The 20,030-nt window shown below is 70.6% G+C and carries 21 protein-coding genes; 2 read left to right on the top strand and 19 right to left on the bottom strand.

Features of this window, described 5'->3' with window-relative positions; translation table 11 throughout:
- Nucleotides 1-11 precede the first annotated feature (11 nt).
- The 9 genes from ACX80N_RS02835 to ACX80N_RS02875 all read right to left on the bottom strand — a co-directional run bounded on the left by ACX80N_RS02835 (nt 12) and on the right by ACX80N_RS02875 (nt 5,589).
- The gene (locus tag ACX80N_RS02835; RefSeq protein WP_104051767.1) at nt 12-290 is read right to left on the bottom strand and encodes an HU family DNA-binding protein; all 279 of its coding nucleotides are present in this window, start codon (nt 288-290) and stop codon (nt 12-14) included.
- Nucleotides 291-540: 250 nt separating this feature from the next.
- On the bottom strand, nt 541-846 hold the full coding sequence (rpsN, locus tag ACX80N_RS02840) for a 30S ribosomal protein S14 (RefSeq protein WP_026545363.1): 306 nt from the start codon (nt 844-846) through the stop codon (nt 541-543).
- A gap of 3 nt (nt 847-849) precedes the next feature.
- Nucleotides 850-1,017, bottom strand: coding sequence for a 50S ribosomal protein L33 (gene rpmG, locus ACX80N_RS02845; protein ID WP_019481734.1), 168 nt, complete (start codon nt 1,015-1,017; stop codon nt 850-852).
- On the bottom strand, nt 1,017-1,253 hold the full coding sequence (gene rpmB / locus ACX80N_RS02850) for a 50S ribosomal protein L28 (protein WP_043441573.1): 237 nt from the start codon (nt 1,251-1,253) through the stop codon (nt 1,017-1,019). Before rpmB ends, rpmG begins: the two co-directional genes overlap by 1 nt.
- Nucleotides 1,254-1,557: 304 nt before the next feature.
- Nucleotides 1,558-2,700 carry a glucose-1-phosphate adenylyltransferase family protein gene (locus ACX80N_RS02855; protein WP_459338202.1) on the bottom strand — a complete coding sequence of 381 codons (1,143 nt, stop codon included), beginning with the start codon at nt 2,698-2,700 and terminating at the stop codon, nt 1,558-1,560.
- 22 nt (nt 2,701-2,722) lie between these two features.
- Nucleotides 2,723-3,295 (bottom strand): MarR family winged helix-turn-helix transcriptional regulator, encoded by a 573-nt coding sequence (locus ACX80N_RS02860; RefSeq protein WP_459338203.1) that lies wholly within the window; start codon nt 3,293-3,295, stop codon nt 2,723-2,725.
- Between the two features lie 178 nt (nt 3,296-3,473).
- A complete protein-coding gene (locus ACX80N_RS02865) occupies nt 3,474-4,130 on the bottom strand; it encodes a M23 family metallopeptidase (protein ID WP_459338204.1) in 657 nt (218 codons plus the stop codon).
- A complete protein-coding gene (locus ACX80N_RS02870) occupies nt 4,123-4,638 on the bottom strand; it encodes a putative immunity protein (RefSeq protein ID WP_459338205.1) in 516 nt (171 codons plus the stop codon). The genes ACX80N_RS02865 and ACX80N_RS02870 overlap by 8 nt, the downstream gene beginning before the upstream one ends.
- A gap of 168 nt (nt 4,639-4,806) precedes the next feature.
- Nucleotides 4,807-5,589, bottom strand: coding sequence for an SGNH/GDSL hydrolase family protein (locus tag ACX80N_RS02875; RefSeq protein WP_105031756.1), 783 nt, complete (start codon nt 5,587-5,589; stop codon nt 4,807-4,809).
- Between the two features lie 83 nt (nt 5,590-5,672).
- Here ACX80N_RS02875 and ACX80N_RS02880 point away from each other — a divergent pair, with 83 nt between their 5' ends.
- Entirely contained in the window at nt 5,673-6,671 is a 999-nt protein-coding gene (locus ACX80N_RS02880; protein WP_459338206.1) for a diacylglycerol/lipid kinase family protein, read from the top strand.
- Between the two features lie 28 nt (nt 6,672-6,699).
- Here the strand turns inward: ACX80N_RS02880 and ACX80N_RS02885 are convergent, their stop codons facing one another.
- From ACX80N_RS02885 to ACX80N_RS02915, 7 genes are all read right to left on the bottom strand, one after another.
- Complete coding sequence (locus ACX80N_RS02885) at nt 6,700-7,668, bottom strand: M23 family metallopeptidase (protein ID WP_459338207.1); 969 nt, start codon at nt 7,666-7,668, stop codon at nt 6,700-6,702.
- 385 nt (nt 7,669-8,053) lie between these two features.
- Entirely contained in the window at nt 8,054-9,106 is a 1,053-nt protein-coding gene (locus ACX80N_RS02890) for a siderophore-interacting protein (protein WP_459338208.1), read from the bottom strand.
- Nucleotides 9,103-10,026 carry an ABC transporter ATP-binding protein gene (locus ACX80N_RS02895; RefSeq protein WP_459338209.1) on the bottom strand — a complete coding sequence of 308 codons (924 nt, stop codon included), beginning with the start codon at nt 10,024-10,026 and terminating at the stop codon, nt 9,103-9,105. The genes ACX80N_RS02890 and ACX80N_RS02895 overlap by 4 nt, the downstream gene beginning before the upstream one ends.
- Nucleotides 10,026-11,021, bottom strand: a complete 996-nt coding sequence (locus tag ACX80N_RS02900; RefSeq protein WP_459338467.1) for a FecCD family ABC transporter permease — start codon at nt 11,019-11,021, stop codon at nt 10,026-10,028. Before ACX80N_RS02900 ends, ACX80N_RS02895 begins: the two co-directional genes overlap by 1 nt.
- A 74-nt stretch (nt 11,022-11,095) precedes the next feature.
- Nucleotides 11,096-12,157 (bottom strand): FecCD family ABC transporter permease, encoded by a 1,062-nt coding sequence (locus ACX80N_RS02905; RefSeq protein WP_105031758.1) that lies wholly within the window; start codon nt 12,155-12,157, stop codon nt 11,096-11,098.
- A gap of 136 nt (nt 12,158-12,293) precedes the next feature.
- A complete protein-coding gene (locus tag ACX80N_RS02910; RefSeq protein ID WP_459338210.1) occupies nt 12,294-13,304 on the bottom strand; it encodes a glutathione S-transferase family protein in 1,011 nt (336 codons plus the stop codon).
- 80 nt (nt 13,305-13,384) lie between these two features.
- A complete protein-coding gene (locus tag ACX80N_RS02915; protein ID WP_240615101.1) occupies nt 13,385-14,476 on the bottom strand; it encodes a YihY/virulence factor BrkB family protein in 1,092 nt (363 codons plus the stop codon).
- A 147-nt stretch (nt 14,477-14,623) separates the two neighbouring features.
- Here ACX80N_RS02915 and ACX80N_RS02920 point away from each other — a divergent pair, with 147 nt between their 5' ends.
- Entirely contained in the window at nt 14,624-15,706 is a 1,083-nt protein-coding gene (locus tag ACX80N_RS02920) for an NAD-dependent epimerase/dehydratase family protein (protein ID WP_459338211.1), read from the top strand.
- 11 nt (nt 15,707-15,717) lie between these two features.
- On the opposite strand, the gene ACX80N_RS02925 is transcribed toward ACX80N_RS02920, so the two are convergent.
- From ACX80N_RS02925 to ACX80N_RS02935, 3 genes are all read right to left on the bottom strand, one after another.
- The gene (locus tag ACX80N_RS02925; protein ID WP_459338212.1) at nt 15,718-17,787 is read right to left on the bottom strand and encodes a sensor histidine kinase; all 2,070 of its coding nucleotides are present in this window, start codon (nt 17,785-17,787) and stop codon (nt 15,718-15,720) included.
- A gap of 242 nt (nt 17,788-18,029) precedes the next feature.
- A complete protein-coding gene (locus tag ACX80N_RS02930) occupies nt 18,030-19,073 on the bottom strand; it encodes an NAD(P)-dependent alcohol dehydrogenase (protein ID WP_105031763.1) in 1,044 nt (347 codons plus the stop codon).
- 159 nt (nt 19,074-19,232) lie between these two features.
- On the bottom strand, nt 19,233-19,982 hold the full coding sequence (locus ACX80N_RS02935) for a DUF7793 family protein (RefSeq protein ID WP_157940213.1): 750 nt from the start codon (nt 19,980-19,982) through the stop codon (nt 19,233-19,235).
- Nucleotides 19,983-20,030 lie beyond the last annotated feature (48 nt).

Consider the following 20,030-nt stretch of genomic DNA (forward strand, 5'->3'; position numbering starts at 1 on the left):
TGATCCGCGGACTACTTGGCGGACGCCTTCAGCTTCGATCCGGCGGTCAGCTTGACGCTGTGACCGGCTGCGATCTGGATGGTCTCGCCGGTCTGGGGGTTGCGGCCGGTGCGCGCTGCGCGGCTCGTTCGCTCGACGGCGAGCCAGCCGGGGATGGTGATCTTCTCATCCTTGGCGATGGACTCGGCGAAGACGTCGAACAGCGCGTCGAGGACGCTGTTGACTGCGGCCTGGCTGGTGTCAGCCTTCGCTGCTACCTCGGAGACAAGTTCACTACGGTTCTTAGCCAATTTAGGTCCTCCTGGACGTACTCTTCGGAACGAGCTTTCCGCGGTATTCGAAAAGCCTCTGTTCGGAAACCTATCAGCTTGCGTGCCGTGTTCCGCGTGTTTACGCGGCTTTTCGGCCCGAACACGGCAATTTCGGGCCCGTTTCGGCCTCTTCGGGGTCCGTGCGACCACCGGAGAACGCAGAAGCCGGCAACCCGAGGGTTGCCGGCTTCCGACGTGCCGTGCAGAAGGCGCTGAGCGCCGGAGGCTGTTACCAGCTCGACTTCGTCACGCCGGGCAGCTCGCCCCGGTGTGCCATGTCACGGAAGCGGACACGCGAGATGCCGAACTTCTGGAGGGTGCCACGGGGGCGCCCGTCGATCTGGTCGCGGTTGCGCAGGCGCACCGGCGAGGCGTTGCGGGGAAGCTTCTGCAAGCCGAGGCGTGCCGCTTCGCGTGCTTCGTCGGTCGCGTTCTCGTCGACGAGGGTCTTCTTGAGCTCGAGGCGCTTGGCCGCGTAGCGCTCGACGATGACCTTGCGCTGCTCGTTGCGAGCAATCTTTGACTTCTTGGCCATGGTTTAGCGCTCCTCTCGGAATTCGACGTGCTTGCGGATCTTGGGGTCGTACTTCATCAGGACCATGCGGTCCGGATCGTTACGACGGTTCTTGCGCGTCACATAGGTGTAGCCCGTGCCTGCGGTGGACTTCAGCTTGATGATCGGACGTACGTCCTTGTCCTTTGCCATTAGAGCTTCACTCCCCTCGCGAGGATCGACGCGACGACAGCGTCGATGCCGCGGACGTCGATCGTCTTGATGCCGCGGGCAGAGACCTGCAGCGTCACGTTGCGGCGCAGGGAAGGCACGTAGTAGCGCTTCTTCTGAATGTTGGGGTCGAACCGGCGCTTGTTGCGGCGGTGCGAGTGCGAAATGCTGTGTCCAAAGCCGGGCTCGGCTCCGGTCACTTGGCAGTGGGCTGCCATAACTCTCCTCCAGATTAGATGAACGTGACGGAATCACTTGTTGGGCGTCCCGCCACCAGTAATGACACCGTTATTACTGCAGCTTTCCGGAGGTTGGCCTGGCAGGGTGAGAACCTGCCGAAGCGCCTCGCCGCGGGGAAGACGGTGAAGATCAGGCAGCACGGCCTCACGGCCGATGCAGCCTGGAATTCCAGGTAGTCGCGGGTAGCAGGGCAGACTCCGTCCCGTCCGGAGAAGGGGCGGCGTCGGCCACAGCCAAACGCCCTACCATACTACCGGCAGGATCAGGCCTGGCCAAAACGGGTCAGTCGCCCATCCCGCCGTCCCGGTCGACGACGGCGGGGTCGTCCGGTCCCGCACCTTCGCACGCTCGGGACACGACGGCGTCCGAGTCGACGATCGCGTGCCGGACCACGGCTCCGGAGGTGACCCGCACCCGGTTCAGCAACACCGAGTCCTCGACCACGGCACCGGCCTCGACCGTGGTCCCGGAGCCGACGACGCTCCTGCGGACGGTGCCGCGCACCGTGGCTCCGGGTGCGATGAGCGCATCGGCCACGACGGCGCCGTCGCCGATGAACCCCGGGTTCAGTTGCGGGGGCTCGGTGAGGATGGGCCACTGCGGATCTGCGAGGTCGAACCCCGTGCCGGCCAGGAGGTCGAGGTGGGCGCGGAGGTAGTTCACCGGCGTGCCGAGGTCGCGCCAGTACCCTTCGAGCCGGTGCTCCACCACGGTTCCCTTCTCCACGAGGCGCGGTACCAGGTGGTGCCCGTAGTCGCCGAGTCCGTCCTCGGTGTCCTGCAGCCGTTCGAGCGTGTCGAGCAGCGCATCGGCCGTGTAGAGGAAGATCTCCGCGGCGACGATGCTCGTGGGCGGGTCCTCGGGCTTGTAGGCGAAGTCGGTGACCCGGCCGTCGTCGCCCACGGTCGCCACCCCGTGATGGGATGCGTCCCCGTCGAAGTCGACCGTGACCATGGTGAGGTCGGCGTCCGTGGCGAGATGGGTGTCGACGACGTCGCGGAAGTCCAAGCGGTACAGGTGGTCGGAGCTCAGCACCAGGACCAGGTCCGGCCCGAAATCCTTGATGAACGACGCCTGGCGGAGCAGGCCGTCCGCGTTCCCGTCGGCGAAGCCCTCGCCCTCGTTGCCGCTGAAGGGTGGCAGCACCAGCAGGCCCCCGCGCGTGCGGTCGAGGTCCCACGGGCGGCCGTTGCGGAGGTGGTCGTTGATGGTCTTCGGCTGGTACTGCTCCATGATCCACACATCGGAGATCCTGCTGTGCTGCAGGTTGGACAGGGCGATGTCGATCAACCTGTAGCTGCCGCCCAGGGGCATGGCCGGCTTGGCCCTGTGCTCGGTGAGGGCACCGAGCCGGCCTCCCGCACCGCCCGCCAGGACGATCGCGAGAACGCGCGGTTGATGCCCGAACTGTCCGTGCCGACCCATCTGCCGTCCTGTCCTGCCCGGGTCAGTGCCCGGTGCTGTAGGTGTGCTGCTTGGAGGATGCCGCTTCGTCCTGTTCGGGTGCACGGGCGGCGGACTCGGCCACGTCCTCGCCGGCCGCCTCGCCGTCGGACAGAGTCCAGTGCGCGCTGTCCATGCCGCGGAGGATCTTGCGCCCCACCCGCTCGAGGTCGGCGACGTCCTGCGCGTCGAGCGGGTCGAAGACCGTGGCCCGCACCTGCGCCACGTGCGACACCGCGAGCCCGGTCAGCATGTCGAAGCCGGCAGGAGTCAGGGCTGCCGTGGTCACGCGGCCGTCGGAGTCCGACGGGAGCCGGGAGACCCAGCCGCGTCCCTCGAGTTTCTTCACCACGTGGCTCAGGCGCGAGAGCGACGCCGTCGAGCGTGCCGCGAGCTCGCTCATGGGCAGGCGCCGGCCCTGCGACTCGGAGAGCATCGCGAGGACGTGGTAGTCGAACAGGGTGATGCGCGCCTCGCGGAACAGGTGCGCGTCGAGGCTCGCGGGGACCAGTGACGTCAGGGCATACAGTGCCAGCCATGCCCGCCGCTCGTCGGGGTCAAGCCACTGCGCCGCCATGGGCCCATTCTGGCACACCGGTTCCCGGGCGCCGCAGCGCCCGGGCCGGTGCCGGGCCGGTGTGCGGGAGCCCGCCGGGTGCTGCTTCCCAGGGAGGTCGACGCCCTCGATGCGAGCCGCCCTGCGGTCCGGGATGTCCGAGGCATCGTCTGTGCTTCCCGGGGCGAGGGGCTGCCCGTCACCGGTGGATGATCTGCGACTCCGCCGGAACCTCGGAGCCCGCGGGGGTCCGGAAGGCCAGGGGCAGGCCCCGTGCGGTGACCCAATCGGTGCTGTCCGTGACCTGGAGGTGGACATGGGGCTGGGTGCTGTTGCCGGAGTTCCCGCATCCGCCGATGGGTTGGCCCGCAGCAACGCGCTCCCCCACACGGACCTGGAGCGAGCCCCTGCGGAGATGGGCGATCAGTACGAACGGTCCGTCCCGGTCGATCGCGATGACCACGTGATTCCCCGCGATCGCGCCCGGCCCGTCCTGCAGTCGGCGCGCCTGGCCCGCCATGTAGGGCAGCAGTGCCAGCTGCGACCTCCGCGCCAGGTGGTCCTCCTCGCCGTCGTGCGCCGTGACGACGATGCCGGGATGCGGTGCAAGGACCGGGGCCCCGAAGCCGACGAACCCCTCGGCCGACTCCGAGGCGACGAGGGTTCGCCAGGTCCTGGCCGCTACGCGGCCCCGGGCGTCCACGGGGACGAGGTCGATGGCGTAGGTGGTGCCCATCAGGTGCGTCCCGTGGCTCGGCACCCGCCGTGCCGGGCTGTTCCGGGCGCGGAAGTGCCCCAGGAGCGGGTACTGCAGCACCACCGGAGGCACGGTCGCACCGGCACCCCCGTCAGTCATCGAACACGTTCCAGCAGATGTCGTTGCGCCGCCGCTGGTCCTCGAGGACGAGGTCCTCGAGGTGCTGGGGCAACCGGGCACGCTGCCAGTCGCGTTCGGCCCTGCCCGCTTCGTGGTGCCGTCCGCCCGGAGCTGCGGCCCGGGCGGCCTGGATGGCGTAGGCCGCGGCACCCAGGTCGTGCTCGGGGACATGGGCGACGCACGCGGCCTGCCCCGCGGCATAGGCGGCGAACCGAGGGGCGCCCCGGAGCGGCCGTGCTGCACCCATGGCGTGCCCGCCCGATGCCCTGCAGCTCATCATCGCGAGCTCGCCGCGCGCCCACGCCCGGGCTGCGTCGATCGCCCGGCGCGGCCGGGCATCGGCGGGCCGGACCTGCTCGAAGGAAGACAGGACGTGCTCGGCGCAGTCCGCGGACCACAGGGCGAGCGCCCGGTGGTCCGCGTCCGTCAGCGAGCCACCCCGCCTGATCGTCACCAGGCGGGGGTCCCGGGTACCCGGCAGGATCATGCGTCCTCCCGCGTGGAATGCGTCATGCCACCATCATGCGCGAGGACGTCGTCGTTCCCATGGATCGCCCGTCACATGCGCCGACACACGGCCCCCCGAGGCCCCGGACCGGGAGGCCGGCGAGGTCCCCATGGGGGAGCGGACTGCGGCCCGACGTCGTCGGAAGCCTCAGGCGGTGACCGAGGCCCCGCGCGGGTGGACCGGTGTCGGGTACTTCGCGGTCAGCTCGTCACCCGACGAGACGCCGCGCAGCCGTCGTCCCACCCACGGCTTCAGGTACTCCCGCGCCCACTGGGCATCGGCCCGCAGCTGCTCGGTCCGCCTGAGGACGGGCCTGGCCTCGAGCTCGGGCAGGTCGATCCGGTGGGATTCCTTCAGGGCCTCCAGCACCCGCGCGGCCATGAGCGTGTGCCCTGCCGTGGACATGTGCATCCGGTCCACGTCCCAGTAGCCCCAGTCCTGGAACTCGCGCAGTCGCCAGTAGTCGACGATCGTGGCCCCGCGCTTGTCCGCGATCTCGCGGACCCACTCGTTGTAGACGGCGGTGCGTCCGCGGGTCTTCCCGAAGACGGCGGAACCGGCTGCATCGAAGCCGGTGAAGAGCACCACGGCGGCGCCCGCCTCGCGGAGCCGCCCGATGCCGTCGTCGTAGTGCTTCATGAGGGCGTCGATGTCGATACGCGGCCGCAGGATGTCGTTGGCACCCGCGTAGACGGTGACGAGGGTCGGCTGCAGCACGAGGGCGGCGTCGATCTGCTCGTCGAGGATCTGGCGCATCTTCTTCCCGCGGATCGCGAGGTTCGCATAGCCCCAGGAGGGGTCCGCGAGGACGAGCTGCTCGGCGACGCGGTCGGCCCAGCCGCGCACACCGTTGGGGGACGCCGGATCCCAGTCACCCACCCCTTCGGTGAAGGAATCGCCGAGGGCCACGTATCGCTGGGGAAAGTTCACGTCCCAAAGATTACCCTCAGCGCCTGGGACCGCCGGGATAAGCTCGACGGAGCCATCCGTTGACACCCCGCACGAAGGACACCATGCCCACCGACGCTACAACCGAAGCGGCCCCCGACACCGTCACGGACGCGGGATCGGGCGGCCGTCGCGCCGCGCTCATCGTCAATCCCATCAAGGCCACCACCGTCGACGTCGAGAGCGCCGTCCGGCGCATCTCCGCCGAGGACGGCTGGGAGGAACCCCTCGTGATCGAGACCACCGCGGATGATCCCGGGCACGGCCAGGCGCGCGAGGCGCTCGCCGCCGGGGTGGACCTGGTGATCGCGGCCGGCGGGGACGGCACGGTCCGTTGCGTGGCCGAGGAGCTCGCGGGGAGCGGGACCATGATGGCCCTCGTCCCGCTGGGCACGGGCAACCTGCTGGCCCGCAACCTGGACATCGCCGTCGATGATCCCGACGCCGCCGTCGAGTCCGCGTTCCGCGGCACCGAGCGGACCATCGACGTCGTCCACGTCACCGTGGATCGCGCGCAGGACGCCCACGTGTTCCTGGTCATGGCGGGTATCGGCTACGACGCCGCGATCATGTCGGACACGCGCGACGACCTGAAGGACAAGGTGGGCTGGCTGGCCTACGTCGACGCCGGGATCAGGAACCTGCCCGGCAGGCCCTCGCGCACCACCATCTCCGTGAACGGGGGCAAGCCCTTCGAGCGCCGCCTGCGCAGCGTGATGGGCGGCAACTGCGGCAAGATCATGGGCGGCCTGGAGATCTTCCCGGGTGCCAGGATCGACGACGGCCTCATGGACCTCATGACGGTGGCGCCGAAGGGCAAGCTGGGGTGGCTGGCTGTCGCCGGCAAGCTGTTCACCCGCGGGAAGGGCAAGGACCCCTCGCTCGAGTACTTCCAGTGCAGGACGGCCGAGGTCACGCTGCGCGAACCGCTCGAGGTTCAGCTCGACGGCGATCCGCTCGGCAAGGCGACGCACATGACCTTCGAGGTCAAGCCGGATTCGCTCCGACTCAGGATGCCGCTCGGCTACAAGGATCCGGCCGTCGTGAGCGAGCCGCTCCCCTGAGCCGCGTCGGCGCTCGTGACGCCCTCGTCTAGAGCCAGGGCTGCGGGTCGGCCTTCTCGTCGTCGACCAGGACCTCGAAGTGGAGGTGGCAGCCGGTGGAGTTGCCGGTGCTCCCCACGGCGCCGAGGAGCTGGCCGCGCTGCACCGCGGTGCCCGCCGGCACCTCGAGCACGCCCAGGTGGTTGTAGGTGGTCTTCAGTCCGTCGCCGTGGTCGATCACGATGCGCTGCCCTCCGCCGTGGGCGTGCCAGCCCGAGTCGACGACGGTCCCGGCGTCCGCCGCGTTCACCGGGGTACCGCAGGCGCTGGCGTAGTCGAGGCCCGTATGGAGCTCTGATCCGGAACCGCCCATGGGATCGACGCGGTACCCGAAGGTCGAGGCCAGCACGGGGTTCTCCACCGGTACGCTGAACGCCGTGCGTTCCTCCGCCGCCGGTGTGAGGGAGCCCGAGAGGGCCCGCGCGTCGGCGATGCTCGGCGCGATGCCCTCGGTTGCAGGACCGGCGGTCTCCAGCCCGAAGTCCACCGTGACGTTCGCGGGCGCGGTGACGGCCTGTGCGACGCCGGTGGCGACCGTCATCTCGGCCCCGTCCGCCGGGGTGGACGTGGCCGACGGCGCGACGGCGCCCATCAGCAGGCCGGCCGAGGCGAGCACGATGCCCGCGGTGGCCGCGTTGTCCCGCAGGCGCACGAACGGCGTCGGACGGCCGGCTACCCGGTGGACGGCCGAGGGATGCGCCGCCGGTCGCCACCGCATCCGGGGCCGGGGCCGCACGGCGGCGGGGCGGGCACTGCGGCGCGACGGCAGGGCGGCGGCCGCCTCGGCGACGGCGCCCGATGTGGGCCGGGCGATGGCACGGTCCGTACGCGCGTGGTCCGTGCGGAGCGCGCGACGGCCCGGAGGAGGGGTCTGTGCAGAGCGGCGCGGGGCCGGAGGGGTATGCTGCGCGCGATCGTCGGACGCGCGGCGGCGCCCGGACATGACCGTCTGGGTCAACTGACTACCTCTTTCTCGACGCCTGCGTCGTCGGCCGTCGGACTCGAGCGGGAGTCGGCGAGCCCCGTCGGCGCAGCCGTGATCGCGGGAGGACCGCGGGATGGGCAGAGCGGATGGACCATGCGAGGCACTACCGGCGAGGCAACGGGTGCCGCCGGAACCTGGCTCCTCCACCCCTGTCACCGGGTTGTCCTGGCGGTCCGCTGACAGGGTCAGGCGTGCGGACCTGGATCGGATGAACGAGCATCGACCGCTCAAACACTAGGCGACGGAATGCGGAGTTACAATTCCGTTATCCTGCCTGTGGATCAGATGTGCGACACTGCCTCCCGCTCCAGAAATCCTTCGGAATGCCCAGCGGGACCTGCGTCTCAGCCCGTCCGCGTCAGGACAGCTCGGCGCGCCCCTTGCGCCAGTAGCCCATGAAGGCGACCTGCTTTCGGTCCACGCCGACGTCACGGACGAGATAGCGGCGCAGCCCCCGCACCACGGCCGCCTCGCCTGCGATCCACGCGTAGAAGGGCTGGGTTCCGGGCGGGCGTCCGGGATTGACGCCGGACTGCACGATCGCCGTCTCGAGCAGCTGCGGGGTCTCCCAGAGGATCGCCCGGTCGATGTCGACCTCCTCGGGCTCGCTCCCGCCGCTGGCAGCACCGCGACCGGAGAGCGAGACCCAGCCCGGCACGCGGATGGCGTTCCGGACGGCCGCCTCGAGCAGTTCCCCGTGGGGGCGCTGCCCGCGGGCGAGCCAGGTGATGGTGACCGCGGAGCACGTCCTGATGGGCTGGACGTCCTGCCCGTCCGGCACCTCGAGGATCGCGTGGCCGCTCATGTCCGCGGGGAGCGCCTCGAGGATGGCGCTGATCGCCGGCACGGCCGTCTCGTCGCCCGCGAGGAGCACGTGCTGGGCGAGTCCGGGGCTCCACTCGATGCCGCCGTAGGCTCCCGCCGTCGTGCACTGCGCGGCGGAGGAGTTGGGGCCGATGATGCACACGCGATCACCGGGCTGCGCTGCGGCGGCCCATTCGGAGGCGGGTCCGCCGCGGCCGTCGCCGTCGAGGTGCATCACGAAGTCCACGTCGATCTCCGGCTGCGGCCCGGTGCAGCGCGACTCGCGGACGGTGTAGGTGCGCATGGAACCGCGTTCCTCGGCGTCCATGCCGAGCCACAGCTGGTACCAGCTGGACGCGACGCTGCCGCGCATCATCCCGGCGATGTCCGGGCACGCGCGTCCCGCCGTCGGGATGACGATCTTGATCCGGAGGTCCAGGGTGTCCCCCGCGACGCCGAAGGCCTCAAGGCACGCACCGCCGAAGGTGATGCGGCGGAAGTTCGCCGTGAGGTCCTGCACGGCGGTCACGACGACGTCGAACGCGAGCACCATGGGCTCGGTGTCGGCGGCGGTCCTCCGCGCGCTTCGCTGGGTCACGTCGGTCATGATGCCTCCATGCGTGCAGGAACGGTGTCCTGCGGATTGGGCCGGTAGCCCCGTGCCGCCTCGCGGACGGTCGGGGACGGGTCGGGCGGAACGGCTGCCGGGGCACCGTGGTGCCGGCCGACGGGGATCACCATCGGGGTGCGGGACACCGGGTCCTCGATGACGCGGCAGTCGAGACCGAAGACCCCGGAGACCGTCTCCTCGGTGACCACGGTGGACGGCGCGCCCTCTGCGACGATGCGGCCCTCGCGCATCGCGATCAGGTGGTCGGCGTAGCGCGCTGCGAGGTTCAGGTCATGCAGCACCATGACGACGGTGGTCCCGGAGCGCCGGTTGAGATCGGTGATGAGGTCCAGCACCTCGATCTGGTGCGTGACATCGAGGAAGGTGGTGGGTTCGTCCAGCAGCAGGATCCCGGTCTGCTGGGCGAGGGCCATGGCGATCCATACGCGCTGGCGCTGCCCACCGCTGAGCTCGTCCACGGTGCGGTCCGCGAGGGCCAGCGTATCGGTGGCCTCCAGGGCGTCGGCCACGGCGCCGTCGTCCTCCGGCGTCCACTGACGGAACCAGCCCTGGTGCGGGTAACGGCCCCGGCCCACGAGATCGGCGACGCTGATGCCGTCGGGAGCGATCGGCGTCTGCGGGAGGAGTCCCAGCACGCGGGCCACTGCCTTCGTGGACTGCGTGGAGATGTCCGCGCCGTTGAGGACCACGGTGCCGGCGACGGGTCTGAGCAGACGTGCGAGCCCCCGCAGCAGCGTCGACTTGCCGCACGCATTGGCGCCGACGATCACCGTGACCTTGCCGGCGGGCAGCTGCACCGTGAGCCCGTCCACCACGGTGCGGTCGTCGTAGGCGAGGGTGAGCCCGGCGGCGGACAGCGTGTCCGGCGTCCTCGTGTCCATGGGCTGGACCATCATCAGCCTCCCTGGCCTGAGCGGTTGGCGGTGGCGAGGAGCCACAGCAGGAACGGGGCGCCGAGGGCACCGGTGACGACGCCGACGGGCAGCGAGATCCCGGGGACGAGGTTCGCGGCGGCGAAATCCGCGGCGAGCACGATGACGGCACCCACCAGGGCCGCCATGGCGAGGGACGGCCGGTTGCCGAGCAGCCGGCGGGCGATCGGCCCGGACAGGAACGCGACGGAGGCCACGGGCCCGGCGGCGGCGGTGGCGACGGCGGCGAGGGCGACGGCGGTGGACATCAGTCCCAGCCGCGACGCCTCGACGCGGACACCGAGGCCGGCGGCGGCGTCGTCGCCCAGTTCGAGGCCCTGCAGGCTGCGCGAGAGGACGGCCGCGGCCGGGAGCAGCACCACGAGCGCGAGCGCCAGGACCGTCGCACGATCCCAGCTGCTGGAATTGAGGGACCCGCCGAGCCACAAGACGGCCTCGCTCGCCGTCCGCAGGTCCGTGCGCGTGATGAGGAAGCTCACGAGGGCGTGCAGCACCGCGGCGAAGCCGATCCCGACGAGGATGAGCCGGTAGCCCGCCACTCCCCCGCGCCGCGAGACGAGGTAGATCGCCGCGGCGACGGCCAGGGCTCCGGCGAGCGCCGAGAGGGACACCGCGGCACCCGCGGCCCCGAAGAGCACGATCGCCGTCACCGCGGACGCGCTCGCGCCGTAGCTGATGCCGATGATGTCCGGGCTCGCGAGCGGGTTGCGCAGCATCGTCTGGAACACCGAGCCCGCGATGCCGAAGGCGACCCCGATCAGCACGCCGATCACGGCCCGGGGCAGCTTGGTCTCCAGCACGATGAAACTGGCGCCGGGGATGTCGGCGCCGGCGAGGATGCGGAAGAAGTCGGGGACGGTGACGGTGTAGGAGCCGAGGAGGACGTTCGCGGCGAACAGCACGACGACGACGGCTCCCGCCGCGGCCAGTCGCGCGCCAGTGCTCCGGCGGCGGCGTATCCGGACGGCGGCGAGAGCGGTCGCGGGACGAACCGGCAGCCGCGGGGCGGGGCGTGCACCCGTCAGCGACGCGCTCACAGCTGCGCCATGGTGCGGCGCCGCACGAGCCAGATGAAGAAGGGGGCACCCACGACGGCGGTCATGATGCCCACCTGCACCTCGCCGGGCGGCAGGACGACACGGCCGAGGATGTCCGCGCCGAGCAGCAGCACGGGTCCCAGGAGTGCGGAGAACGGCAGGATCCAGCGGTAGTCGGCGCCGACGACGAGGCGCACCATGTGCGGGATGACGAGCCCCACGAACGCGATCGGCCCGGCTGCGGCCGTGGCGGCACCACACAGGATCACGACGCCGAGCGCCGTGACGCCGCGGGCCAGCCCCACGTTCTGCCCGAGACCACGGGCCACGTCGTCGCCGAGCGCCAGGCTGTTGAGGACCTTGCCGGTGGCGAGCGTCAGCGCGAGGCCGACCACCAGGAACGGGGCGACGGTGCCGATGACGTCCCAGCCGCGCCCGGACAGCGTGCCGACCTGCCAGAACCGGAAGGCGTCGAGCGTCTCCTGGCTCGAGACCAGGACGGCGTTGGTGAGGCTCGCGAGGCCCGCCGCCAGGGCTGCACCGGCGAGCGCGAGCTTGACCGGCGTCGCACCCTCCCGTCCGAGGCTGGCCACGGCGTAGACCACGACGGCTGCCGTACCGGCCCCGGCGAACGCGCACCAGATGTAGCCGGAGGCGCCGGTCAGGCCGAAGAGGTGGATACCGACGACGACGGCGAGGGACGCACCGGCGTTGATGCCGAGGATGCCGGGGTCGGCCAGCGGATTGCGGGCCACACCCTGCAGGGCGGCCCCGGCGCAGGCCAGCGCCGCGCCGACGAGCAGTCCGATCACGGTCCGCGGGACACGGGAGAGCACCACGGCGTGGTCGCCGTTCGACGGGTCGAAGGCGGTGACGGCGTCGAGCATGGTGCCGACGCCGACGGATCGGGCGCCGATGGTGAGGGACGCGAGGCAGAACGCGAGGAGGACCATCGCTGTGAGGACGAGCTTGGCGAGGGTGCGCGGCGTCGAGGAGCGGCGGCGGGGACGATCGGGGGCGGCGGGACCGGGGCGCAGGGCGGAGGCCTGGACTGCCATGGTGCCTCCCTCAGACGGACGATCGGTCTGAAGTAAGGCTAGCCTACGTTCCGGGCCATTAAGAAACGACTTTGTTCCCTAATGCGGGGTCCGGGAGGGGCCGGGCGGGAGTGCCCGCCGGGCCCCTCCGGACTGCCTAGGCGGCGGCCGGTGGCGTGCCCTCGCCGAAGGGCCGCCCACCGAGCGCCTCCCGTCCGTGCGCCGTGGTCCACCCTGCGAGGTCCGGACCCTTGGGCACGATCCTGGTGGGGTTGATGTCCTCGTGGACGATGTAGTAGTGCTGCTTGATCTGCTCGAAGTCGACGGTGTCCCCGAAGCCCGGCGTCTGGAACAGGTCCCGTGCGTAGCCCCACAGGGCAGGCATCTCGACGAGCTTGTTCCGGTTGCACTTGAAGTGGCCGTGGTACACGGGGTCGAAGCGGACGAGCGTGGTGAACAGGCGGACGTCGGCCTCCGTGATGGTGTCGCCCACGAGGAATCGCTGGGAGGTCAGTCGCTCCTCGAGCCAGTCGAGCGCCGTGAACAGGCGGTCGTAGGCGGCGTCGTAGGCCTCCTGGGAACCTGCGAATCCGCACCGGTACACGCCGTTGTTGACTTCCGTGAAGACCCGCCGGTTCACGGTGTCGATCTCCTCCCGGAGCGCCTCGGGGTACAGGTCGGGAGCGCCCTCGCGGTGGAAGTCCTTCCACTCGCCGGAGAAGTCCAGGGTGATCTGCGGGAAGTTGTTGGTCACCACGGCGCCCGTGGTGGTGTCCACGACGGCCGGCACGGTGATGCCGCGCGAGTAGTCGGGATCCCGCTTGAAGAAGGCCTCCTGCAGGCGCTCGATGCCGAGCACCGGATCCCTGCCGTCCGGGTCGAGGTCGAAGGTCCAGGACCGGCTGTCGTGCGTGGGGCCGGGGGTGCCGAGGGAGATGGCATCCTCGAGGCCGAGCAGTCGGCGCACGATGATGGTCCGGTTGGCCCAGGGACAGGCCCGGGCCGCGATGAGCCGGTAGCGTCCTGCCTCCACGGGGTAGCCGTCGGCGCCGTCACGCGTGATCCGCGTCTCGATGTACTGGGTGTCCCGCGTGAACTCCGCCCCGTCGGTCACGTAGGACCCCTTGGTGCTGTGCTCGGACGTCTCGGCCTGCTCGGTGTCGGTCATGGTGCCAGTCTAGGGCGGCGGACGTGCAGGAGGCCCGGCCGAAGAACACGGCCGGGCCTCCTGGCGGACGGGTGCAGGGGTTACCGCTGCGCGGACTCCCGCCCGTACTTCTCGCGGAGCTCCCGCCCTTCGCGGACGAGCTTGAGGTGCTTCTCGGCCTTCTTCTCGGCGGCCTTGCTGTCGCGCGGGGGCAGCTGGATGGTCTCCTCCGCCTCGATCCCGCCCTGCAGCTGGCGTCCACGCTCCATCTCGGCGTCGAACTCGACGCCGAACAGCAGCGAGATGTTCGCGAGCCAGATCCACAGGAGCAGGATGATGACGCCGGCGATGGCGCCGTAGGTCTTGTCGTAACTGCCGAAGTTGGCCACGTACAGGGAGAACGCCGCCGTGGTGATCGCGAGGACGATGAGAGCGATGAAGCCGCCCAGGCTCATCCAACGGAACTTGGGCTGCTTGACGTTCGGCGCCCCGTAGTACAGCACGGCGATCATGAGGACCGCGAAGGCGACCAGGACCGGCCACTTGGCGATGTTCCAGATGGTCACGGCGGTGCTGCCCAGGCCGATGGTGTTGCCGACGGCCTCGGCCACGGGGCCGGAGAGCACGAGCATCAGACCCATCGCCACGATGAGGACGAGGACGATGACGGTGATGAGCAGCATCTGGGGGCGCAGCTTGATGAAGCCGCGGCCCTCCTCCACCTCGTACACGCGGTTCATGGCGCGGGAGAACGCGTTGACGTAGCCCGAGGCGGACCAGATGGCACCGAGGAGGCCGATGACGAAGGTCAGCCCGGCCGCCTGGTTCGAGGCGAGCCCCTCGATCGTGGGCCTGATGGTGTCGAGCGTGTCCGGCGGGGCGAACTGGCCGACGATCTCCAGCACCTGGTTGGTGGTGTTCTGGGCCTGCCCGAAGAGTCCGAGGAGGGACAGCAGCGCGAGGATGCCGGGGAAGATCGCGAGGACCGCGTAGTAGGTCAGCGCCGCCGCGAGATCGGTGCACTGGTCCTTGCCGAACTCGTTGGCGGAGCGCTTGAGGACGTACTTCCAGGCCGGCTTCTTGACGTCCTTCGGATCGTCCGGCTTGCGTGGATCATTGGGATCGGGTGCGTTCTGGGCCTTCTTGGCCGTGTCACTGCGCGGCTCGCCCTGTACCCTGCTGTTGCTGCTCACGGATACCTCCCGGTCTGGCCCCGACATCCGCGTGGGGCGTGCTTACGACTGTACGTCTGCTTCAACTGCACCATAAGCTTACTTAGTAGTCCAGTAGCGACCGGCACGGCAGCGTGTCCCACCTTTCCCCCGGCCAGGAGTAGAACCATGCGTATCGCAGTCATCGGTGCCACCGGAAACGTCGGCACGGCAGTCCTCTCCCGGCTCCAGCGTGCCGCCGCCGACCGCGAGGCGATCCAGCGCTCGGGCTTCGACACCTCGCAGGACACAGGCGGCATCTCGATCACCGCGATCGCCCGCACCGTGCCGGACACGTCCCAGGCACCGTACGACGGCGTCGACTGGCATGCCATCGACATCGGCACCGACGAGGGCCGCGAGGCCCTGACCCTGGCGCTCGCGGGCACCGATGCCGTCGTGCACCTCGCGTGGGCCATCCAGCCGAACCGCGACGAGGCGGCCATGCACAGGACGAACGTCACCGGCACGGCCAATGCCCTCGCCGCTGCCGGCGCCGCCGGCGTGCGCCACTTCGTGTGCGCCTCCTCGGTGGGCGCCTACTCCCCCGCCGACAAGGACACGCGCAAGGACGAGTCGTGGCCCACCGGGGGCATCGGCTCCTCCCACTACAGCCGCCACAAGGCCGAACAGGAGCGGCTGCTCGATGCCTTCGAGCACGACTTCCCGGAGATCCCCGTGGCACGGCTGCGGCCCGGACTGATCTTCCAGGGCCGGGCCGGCAGCGAGATCGGGCGCTACTTCCTGGGCCCACTCGTGCCGAAGGTCCTGCTGGGAGGCCTGCCGCTGCCGCTGGTGCCCGTCCCGGCGTCGTTCGTCTTCCAGGCCGTGCACGCCGACGACGTCGCCGACGCCTACTGGCGCGTGGTGGCACGCCGCGCCTCCGGCGCCTTCAACATCGCGGCAGAGCCCGAGCTCACGCCGGAGCGCGTCGCCGACCTCCTGGGCGCCCGGCGGGTCATCGGCTTCCCCGCGCGTCTCCTGCGGTGGATCGTCGGCGCGAGCTGGAGCCTCGGCCTCCAGCGGACCGATCCGGGCTGGATCGACATGGCCGCACTGTGTCCCGTCATGGACACCTCGAGGGCACGCGAGGTCCTGGGCTGGGAGGCCGGGCACTCCTCGCGCGAGGCGATGGCTGAGGTCCTGGCGGGCCTGCGGGGAGGCCGGGGTCTCGGCGCGTCGCCCAAGCTGTACCCGCGCTCCGGGGAGTAGGCCCGAGGGCGTCAGGGTGCGGGCACGCGGGGGGTGCGCTCGTCGCTGACCAGCGGGATGCCCTCGGGCAGCTGGTCCGGTGCGCCCGGCAGTCCGACAGTGAACTCCGCGCCGCCCTCTGCGAGGTTCCTGACGCTGATGGACCCGCCGTGGCCCTCGGCGATGCGACGGCAGATGGCCAGCCCGAGGCCCGTTCCCGTCGCCTGTCGGAGGCCGTTCTCGGAGCGGTGGAACTCGTCGAAGACGCGCTCGAGATCACCCATGGGAACGCCGATCCCGTTGTCGCGCACATGCACCAGCGTCCGGCCGCTTGCGGCGTCCACCGAGGTGGTCACCGTCACCTCCCCCGTGCCGTCGGTCCTGCCGTACTTCATGGCGTTGCCCACGAGGTTCTCCATGAGCTGCAGGAAGAGCCGTTCATCCGCGTAGACGGGATCAGGCGCGTCCACCGCGAAACGGACCTCGGGCAGCTGCGTGCCCGGCAGGGCGGTGCGCAGGTCGATGATGCCCTCGACCACCCGACCGACATCGATCCTCGACGCGGTGAGCCGCTCCTCCTTCGCGAGGCTGTAGGCGAGGAGGTTGCGGATGAGCGTCCTCATGCGCAGGCTCGCCTGCTGGAGCCGCTCGATGCTGGCCTGCTGTTCGGCCTGCGGCAGGTCCGGGTCCTCGAGGAGCTCGAGCCACCCGTCGAAGACCGTCAGCGGTGTCAGGAGGTCGTGCGCGACCACGGACGCGAAACGGCTGAGGTCGCGCTGGTACAGACGCTCGCCGGTCACATTGCGCATGACGATCACGGCGCCCCGGTCCCCGGGGAGCGGCACCGCGTCGACCGAGAGGTGCACCACCTCCCCCGTCCGGTGGGTGAGGTCGAGGTCCCTGCGCTCGGTGACGGCCCCCTGCAGCGCGAGGGTCAGAGGGTTCTCCTCCTCGCTCAGCGGCTGCCCGTCCGGGGCTGTGACCTCGTACTCGCGCCGCCACGTCTCGCCTGGCCGGGCGGTCCCCGGTCCCAGCCAGCGCTCGCTCGCCGCGTTCTGGAAGATGAGCCGGCGGTCGGGTGCCGCGACGAGGACGCCGTCGTTCATCCTGCCGATCACGAGGTCGCGGAGTTCGGCCGCCGCCTTCGCCTCCTCCGTGGCGCGGTAGAGCCGCGCGATCAGACGGCGCCGCTCGTCCATGCTGAGCGCCAGGACCGCCGAGAGCGAGAAGGCGATGAACATGAAGGACTGGGCCACATAGACGCCGGTCCCGGGGCCCAGCTCCTGGAACGGCCCGAGGCCCGCGAGGGTGAAGAAGAGCAGGAACGCGCCGCTCACCAGGCCGTGCAGCATCGCCCAGCCCGCGCGCAGGCGCAGCCCGGCCCACATGTGCGCCGGGATGGTGGCGTAGGCCACCGGCAGGGCGGCCTCGGCACCGAACGTCGCGACGTACAGGATGACGGAGACCACGACCAGGAGGGCGTACTCGGCGCGGCGGGCGGGGGTGAGCGTCGGATGCGCCTCGCCCACGGCACGCGCCCTGATGCCCGCTGCGACAACGATGCCGAGCGATCCGAGCGCCGTCAGGGACACCGCGTGGCGGACCAGCCAGGGGATGAAGGCCCTGACGGGCTCCGAAATACCGTCGAGGGCGCTGCCTGCCACGATGAACAGGGCGCCGACCGAACAGGCCACGAGGGCCACCGCGCTGAGTCGGAGGTAGTCCCCCACGGACTGCACGGTGAGTTCCGGTACGACGCGCCGGAAAAGGGCGGCGGCCACGGCCGTCTGGGCGGCGCTCCCGAACGCGACCGCGAGCGCGAGCGCCGGGCTGAGGCCGGTCACCAGGTTGACAGCGGCGAGGATGGGCACGGTCGCCGCGAGGGCGACGGCGAGATCCCGCCGGGCGCGCGAGGCCCAGAGGCCCCACAGGAAGGTGATGCCGGCCGCCGGCCAGACGAGGGCGAGCCCGGAGGCCTCGAGGTTGGTGTGGCGGCCGAAGAATGCTGCGGCGGTGAGGAGGACGGCGAACAGGAGGTGGACCGATACCGGGGGAAGCGCTGCCAGCCTCCGCGCGACCACCTGCATGCGCTCCTCGCCCATCCCTATCCGTCCACCGGGAACCCGTGTCCTGCCGCGATCGGACCAGGACCGGAGACGTGGCCGGGAGCGGCCACCGATGGACAGCATACTTGCTGTCGCCCCCGTCCAGCGCTGCCCCGCCGGGGTCGGGCGGGCCAACGGCTCCTACCGTGCGGCGGACGGCAGGCCGGGTGGAGCGGGTGGGTCCATCGGCTTCGGAGCAGGGACGGCCACCGCGCCCCTGCTCCCGTCGGGCCGGCGGACTAGCCGAGCGTCGCCGTGTCGATGACGAAGCGGTAGCGGACGTCGGAGGACAGCACGCGCTCGTAGGCCTCGTTGATGGCGTCGGCGGAGACGACCTCGATCTCGGGGGCGATGCCGTGCTGGGCGCAGAAATCGAGCATCTCCTGCGTCTCGCGGATCCCTCCGATCCCCGAGCCCGCGAAGGAACGCCGCTGGTTGAACAGGGTGAACACGTGCAGGGGGAGGGCGTCGGCCGGAGCACCCACGTTGACCATGGTCCCGTCGAGGCGGAGCAGGGAGAGGTACGCGTCCAGGTCGATCTTCGCGCTCACGGTGTTGATGATGAGGTCGAAGGTGCTCTCGAGCTGCTTGAAGGTGTCCGGGTCGCTGGTCGCGTAGTAGTGCTCGGCGCCGAAGCGCTTGCCGTCGTCCTGCTTGCTGAGGCTCTGCGACAGCACGGTGACCTCTGCGCCCATGGCGGAGGCGATCTTGACGGCCATGTGCCCGAGTCCGCCGAGTCCGACGACGGCGACCTTCTTGCCGGGTCCCGCGTTCCAGTGGGCGAGCGGCGAGTAGGTGGTGATGCCCGCGCACAGGAGCGGCGCCGCGGCCTCGTAGGGGATGCTCTCCGGCACGGACAACACGAAGTCCTCGACCACCACGATGTGCGTGGAGTAGCCGCCCTGCGTGATCGAACCGTCGCGGTCCACGCCGGCGTAGGTGCCGACGTTGCCGTTCAGGCAGTACTGCTCCTCGCCCGCCCGGCAGTTGGCGCACTCGCGGCACGAATTGACCATGCAGCCGACGCCCACGCGGTCACCGACCCTGTGGCGGGTCACGTCGGAGCCCGCCTCCTCGACCACACCGACGATCTCGTGGCCGACGGTCAGCGGGTACTGCTGCGGTCCCCATTCACCGCGGACGGTGTGGATGTCGGAGTGGCAGATGCCGGCGTAGGCGATCTTGATCAGCACGTCCTTCGGTCCCACGTCACGCCGCTGGATGGTGGTGGGGACGAGCGGCTCCGTGGCGGACGGGGCTGCGTATGCTTTGACGGTTCTCATGGATTCTCCTGAGGGATCGGGGATCGGCGGGCGGGGTCGGACCGGGCCGCCCGCGTGAAGGCTCACTCCCCCAACGGTAGGTCGGATCCGCCGGTGCCGGAGAATCGGTCCGGAACCGGCACAGGCCTCGCCCGCCGCGCCCCGGTCTGCATGTCGCCGTCAGGAAGGCCTCTCCGAGGCGAGCCACTGCCGGGCCTCGGTCTCGGTGGTGAAGAACCTCGTGGGGTAGGGAGGTGCATGGAGCTGCTTGTAGTAGGTGGCGATCGTCCGGTCGCCGGCCGCCCCGACGATCGCCAGCGCCGTCACGTCCAGCCGCTCGGCGAACACGCTCAGTGCCTCGTGCGTGAGCGACACCATGTCGTTGTTGAGCGCGAGCATCGGAAGGCTCCGGGGAGGATCCAGGGCCGCGATGGCGGCGACGAGCGCCTCCGCCGCCTCGGTCGTCACGCTCGTGCCGTGGTCCCAGTCGACCAGCACGATGCCCTCCTCCAGCCGGGCCCTGAACGGATCGGGATCCAGGGCCTCCCGGCTGGTGGCCTCTCCGCCCTCGGCCTTCCCCAGCAGCCACGCGATGGCTTCGTCCTCGACGGTGAAGTACCTGCTCGGGGTCGCGGACCGGTAGTTGAAGGCCGTGAGCACCTTGCCCACCGCGTCGACGCCCACAACGCCCGTGCGCAGGGAACACGTGTCCTCGATGAGGAGGTGACGGGCTTCCAGGGTGATCGCGTCGACCAGACCGATGTTCACCAGGAGGGGCCGCTTGCCCGCGGGGGACGCCGCCGTCACGGCAGCCATCGTGGAGCGTACGTCGTCCGCCTCGATGGTGACCCCCGCGGCCCATCGGAGGCGCAGGAAGGCGCCGTCGTCCGTCAATGTGTAGCGTGACCGCTCCCCAGCGTCCCCAGGCATCCGCATCCGTTCCCGTCGAGGGTGAGTTCCGATCCTAGGCGCAGGAGT

The sequence above is a fragment of the Arthrobacter sp. MDT2-16 genome, from assembly GCF_054510925.1.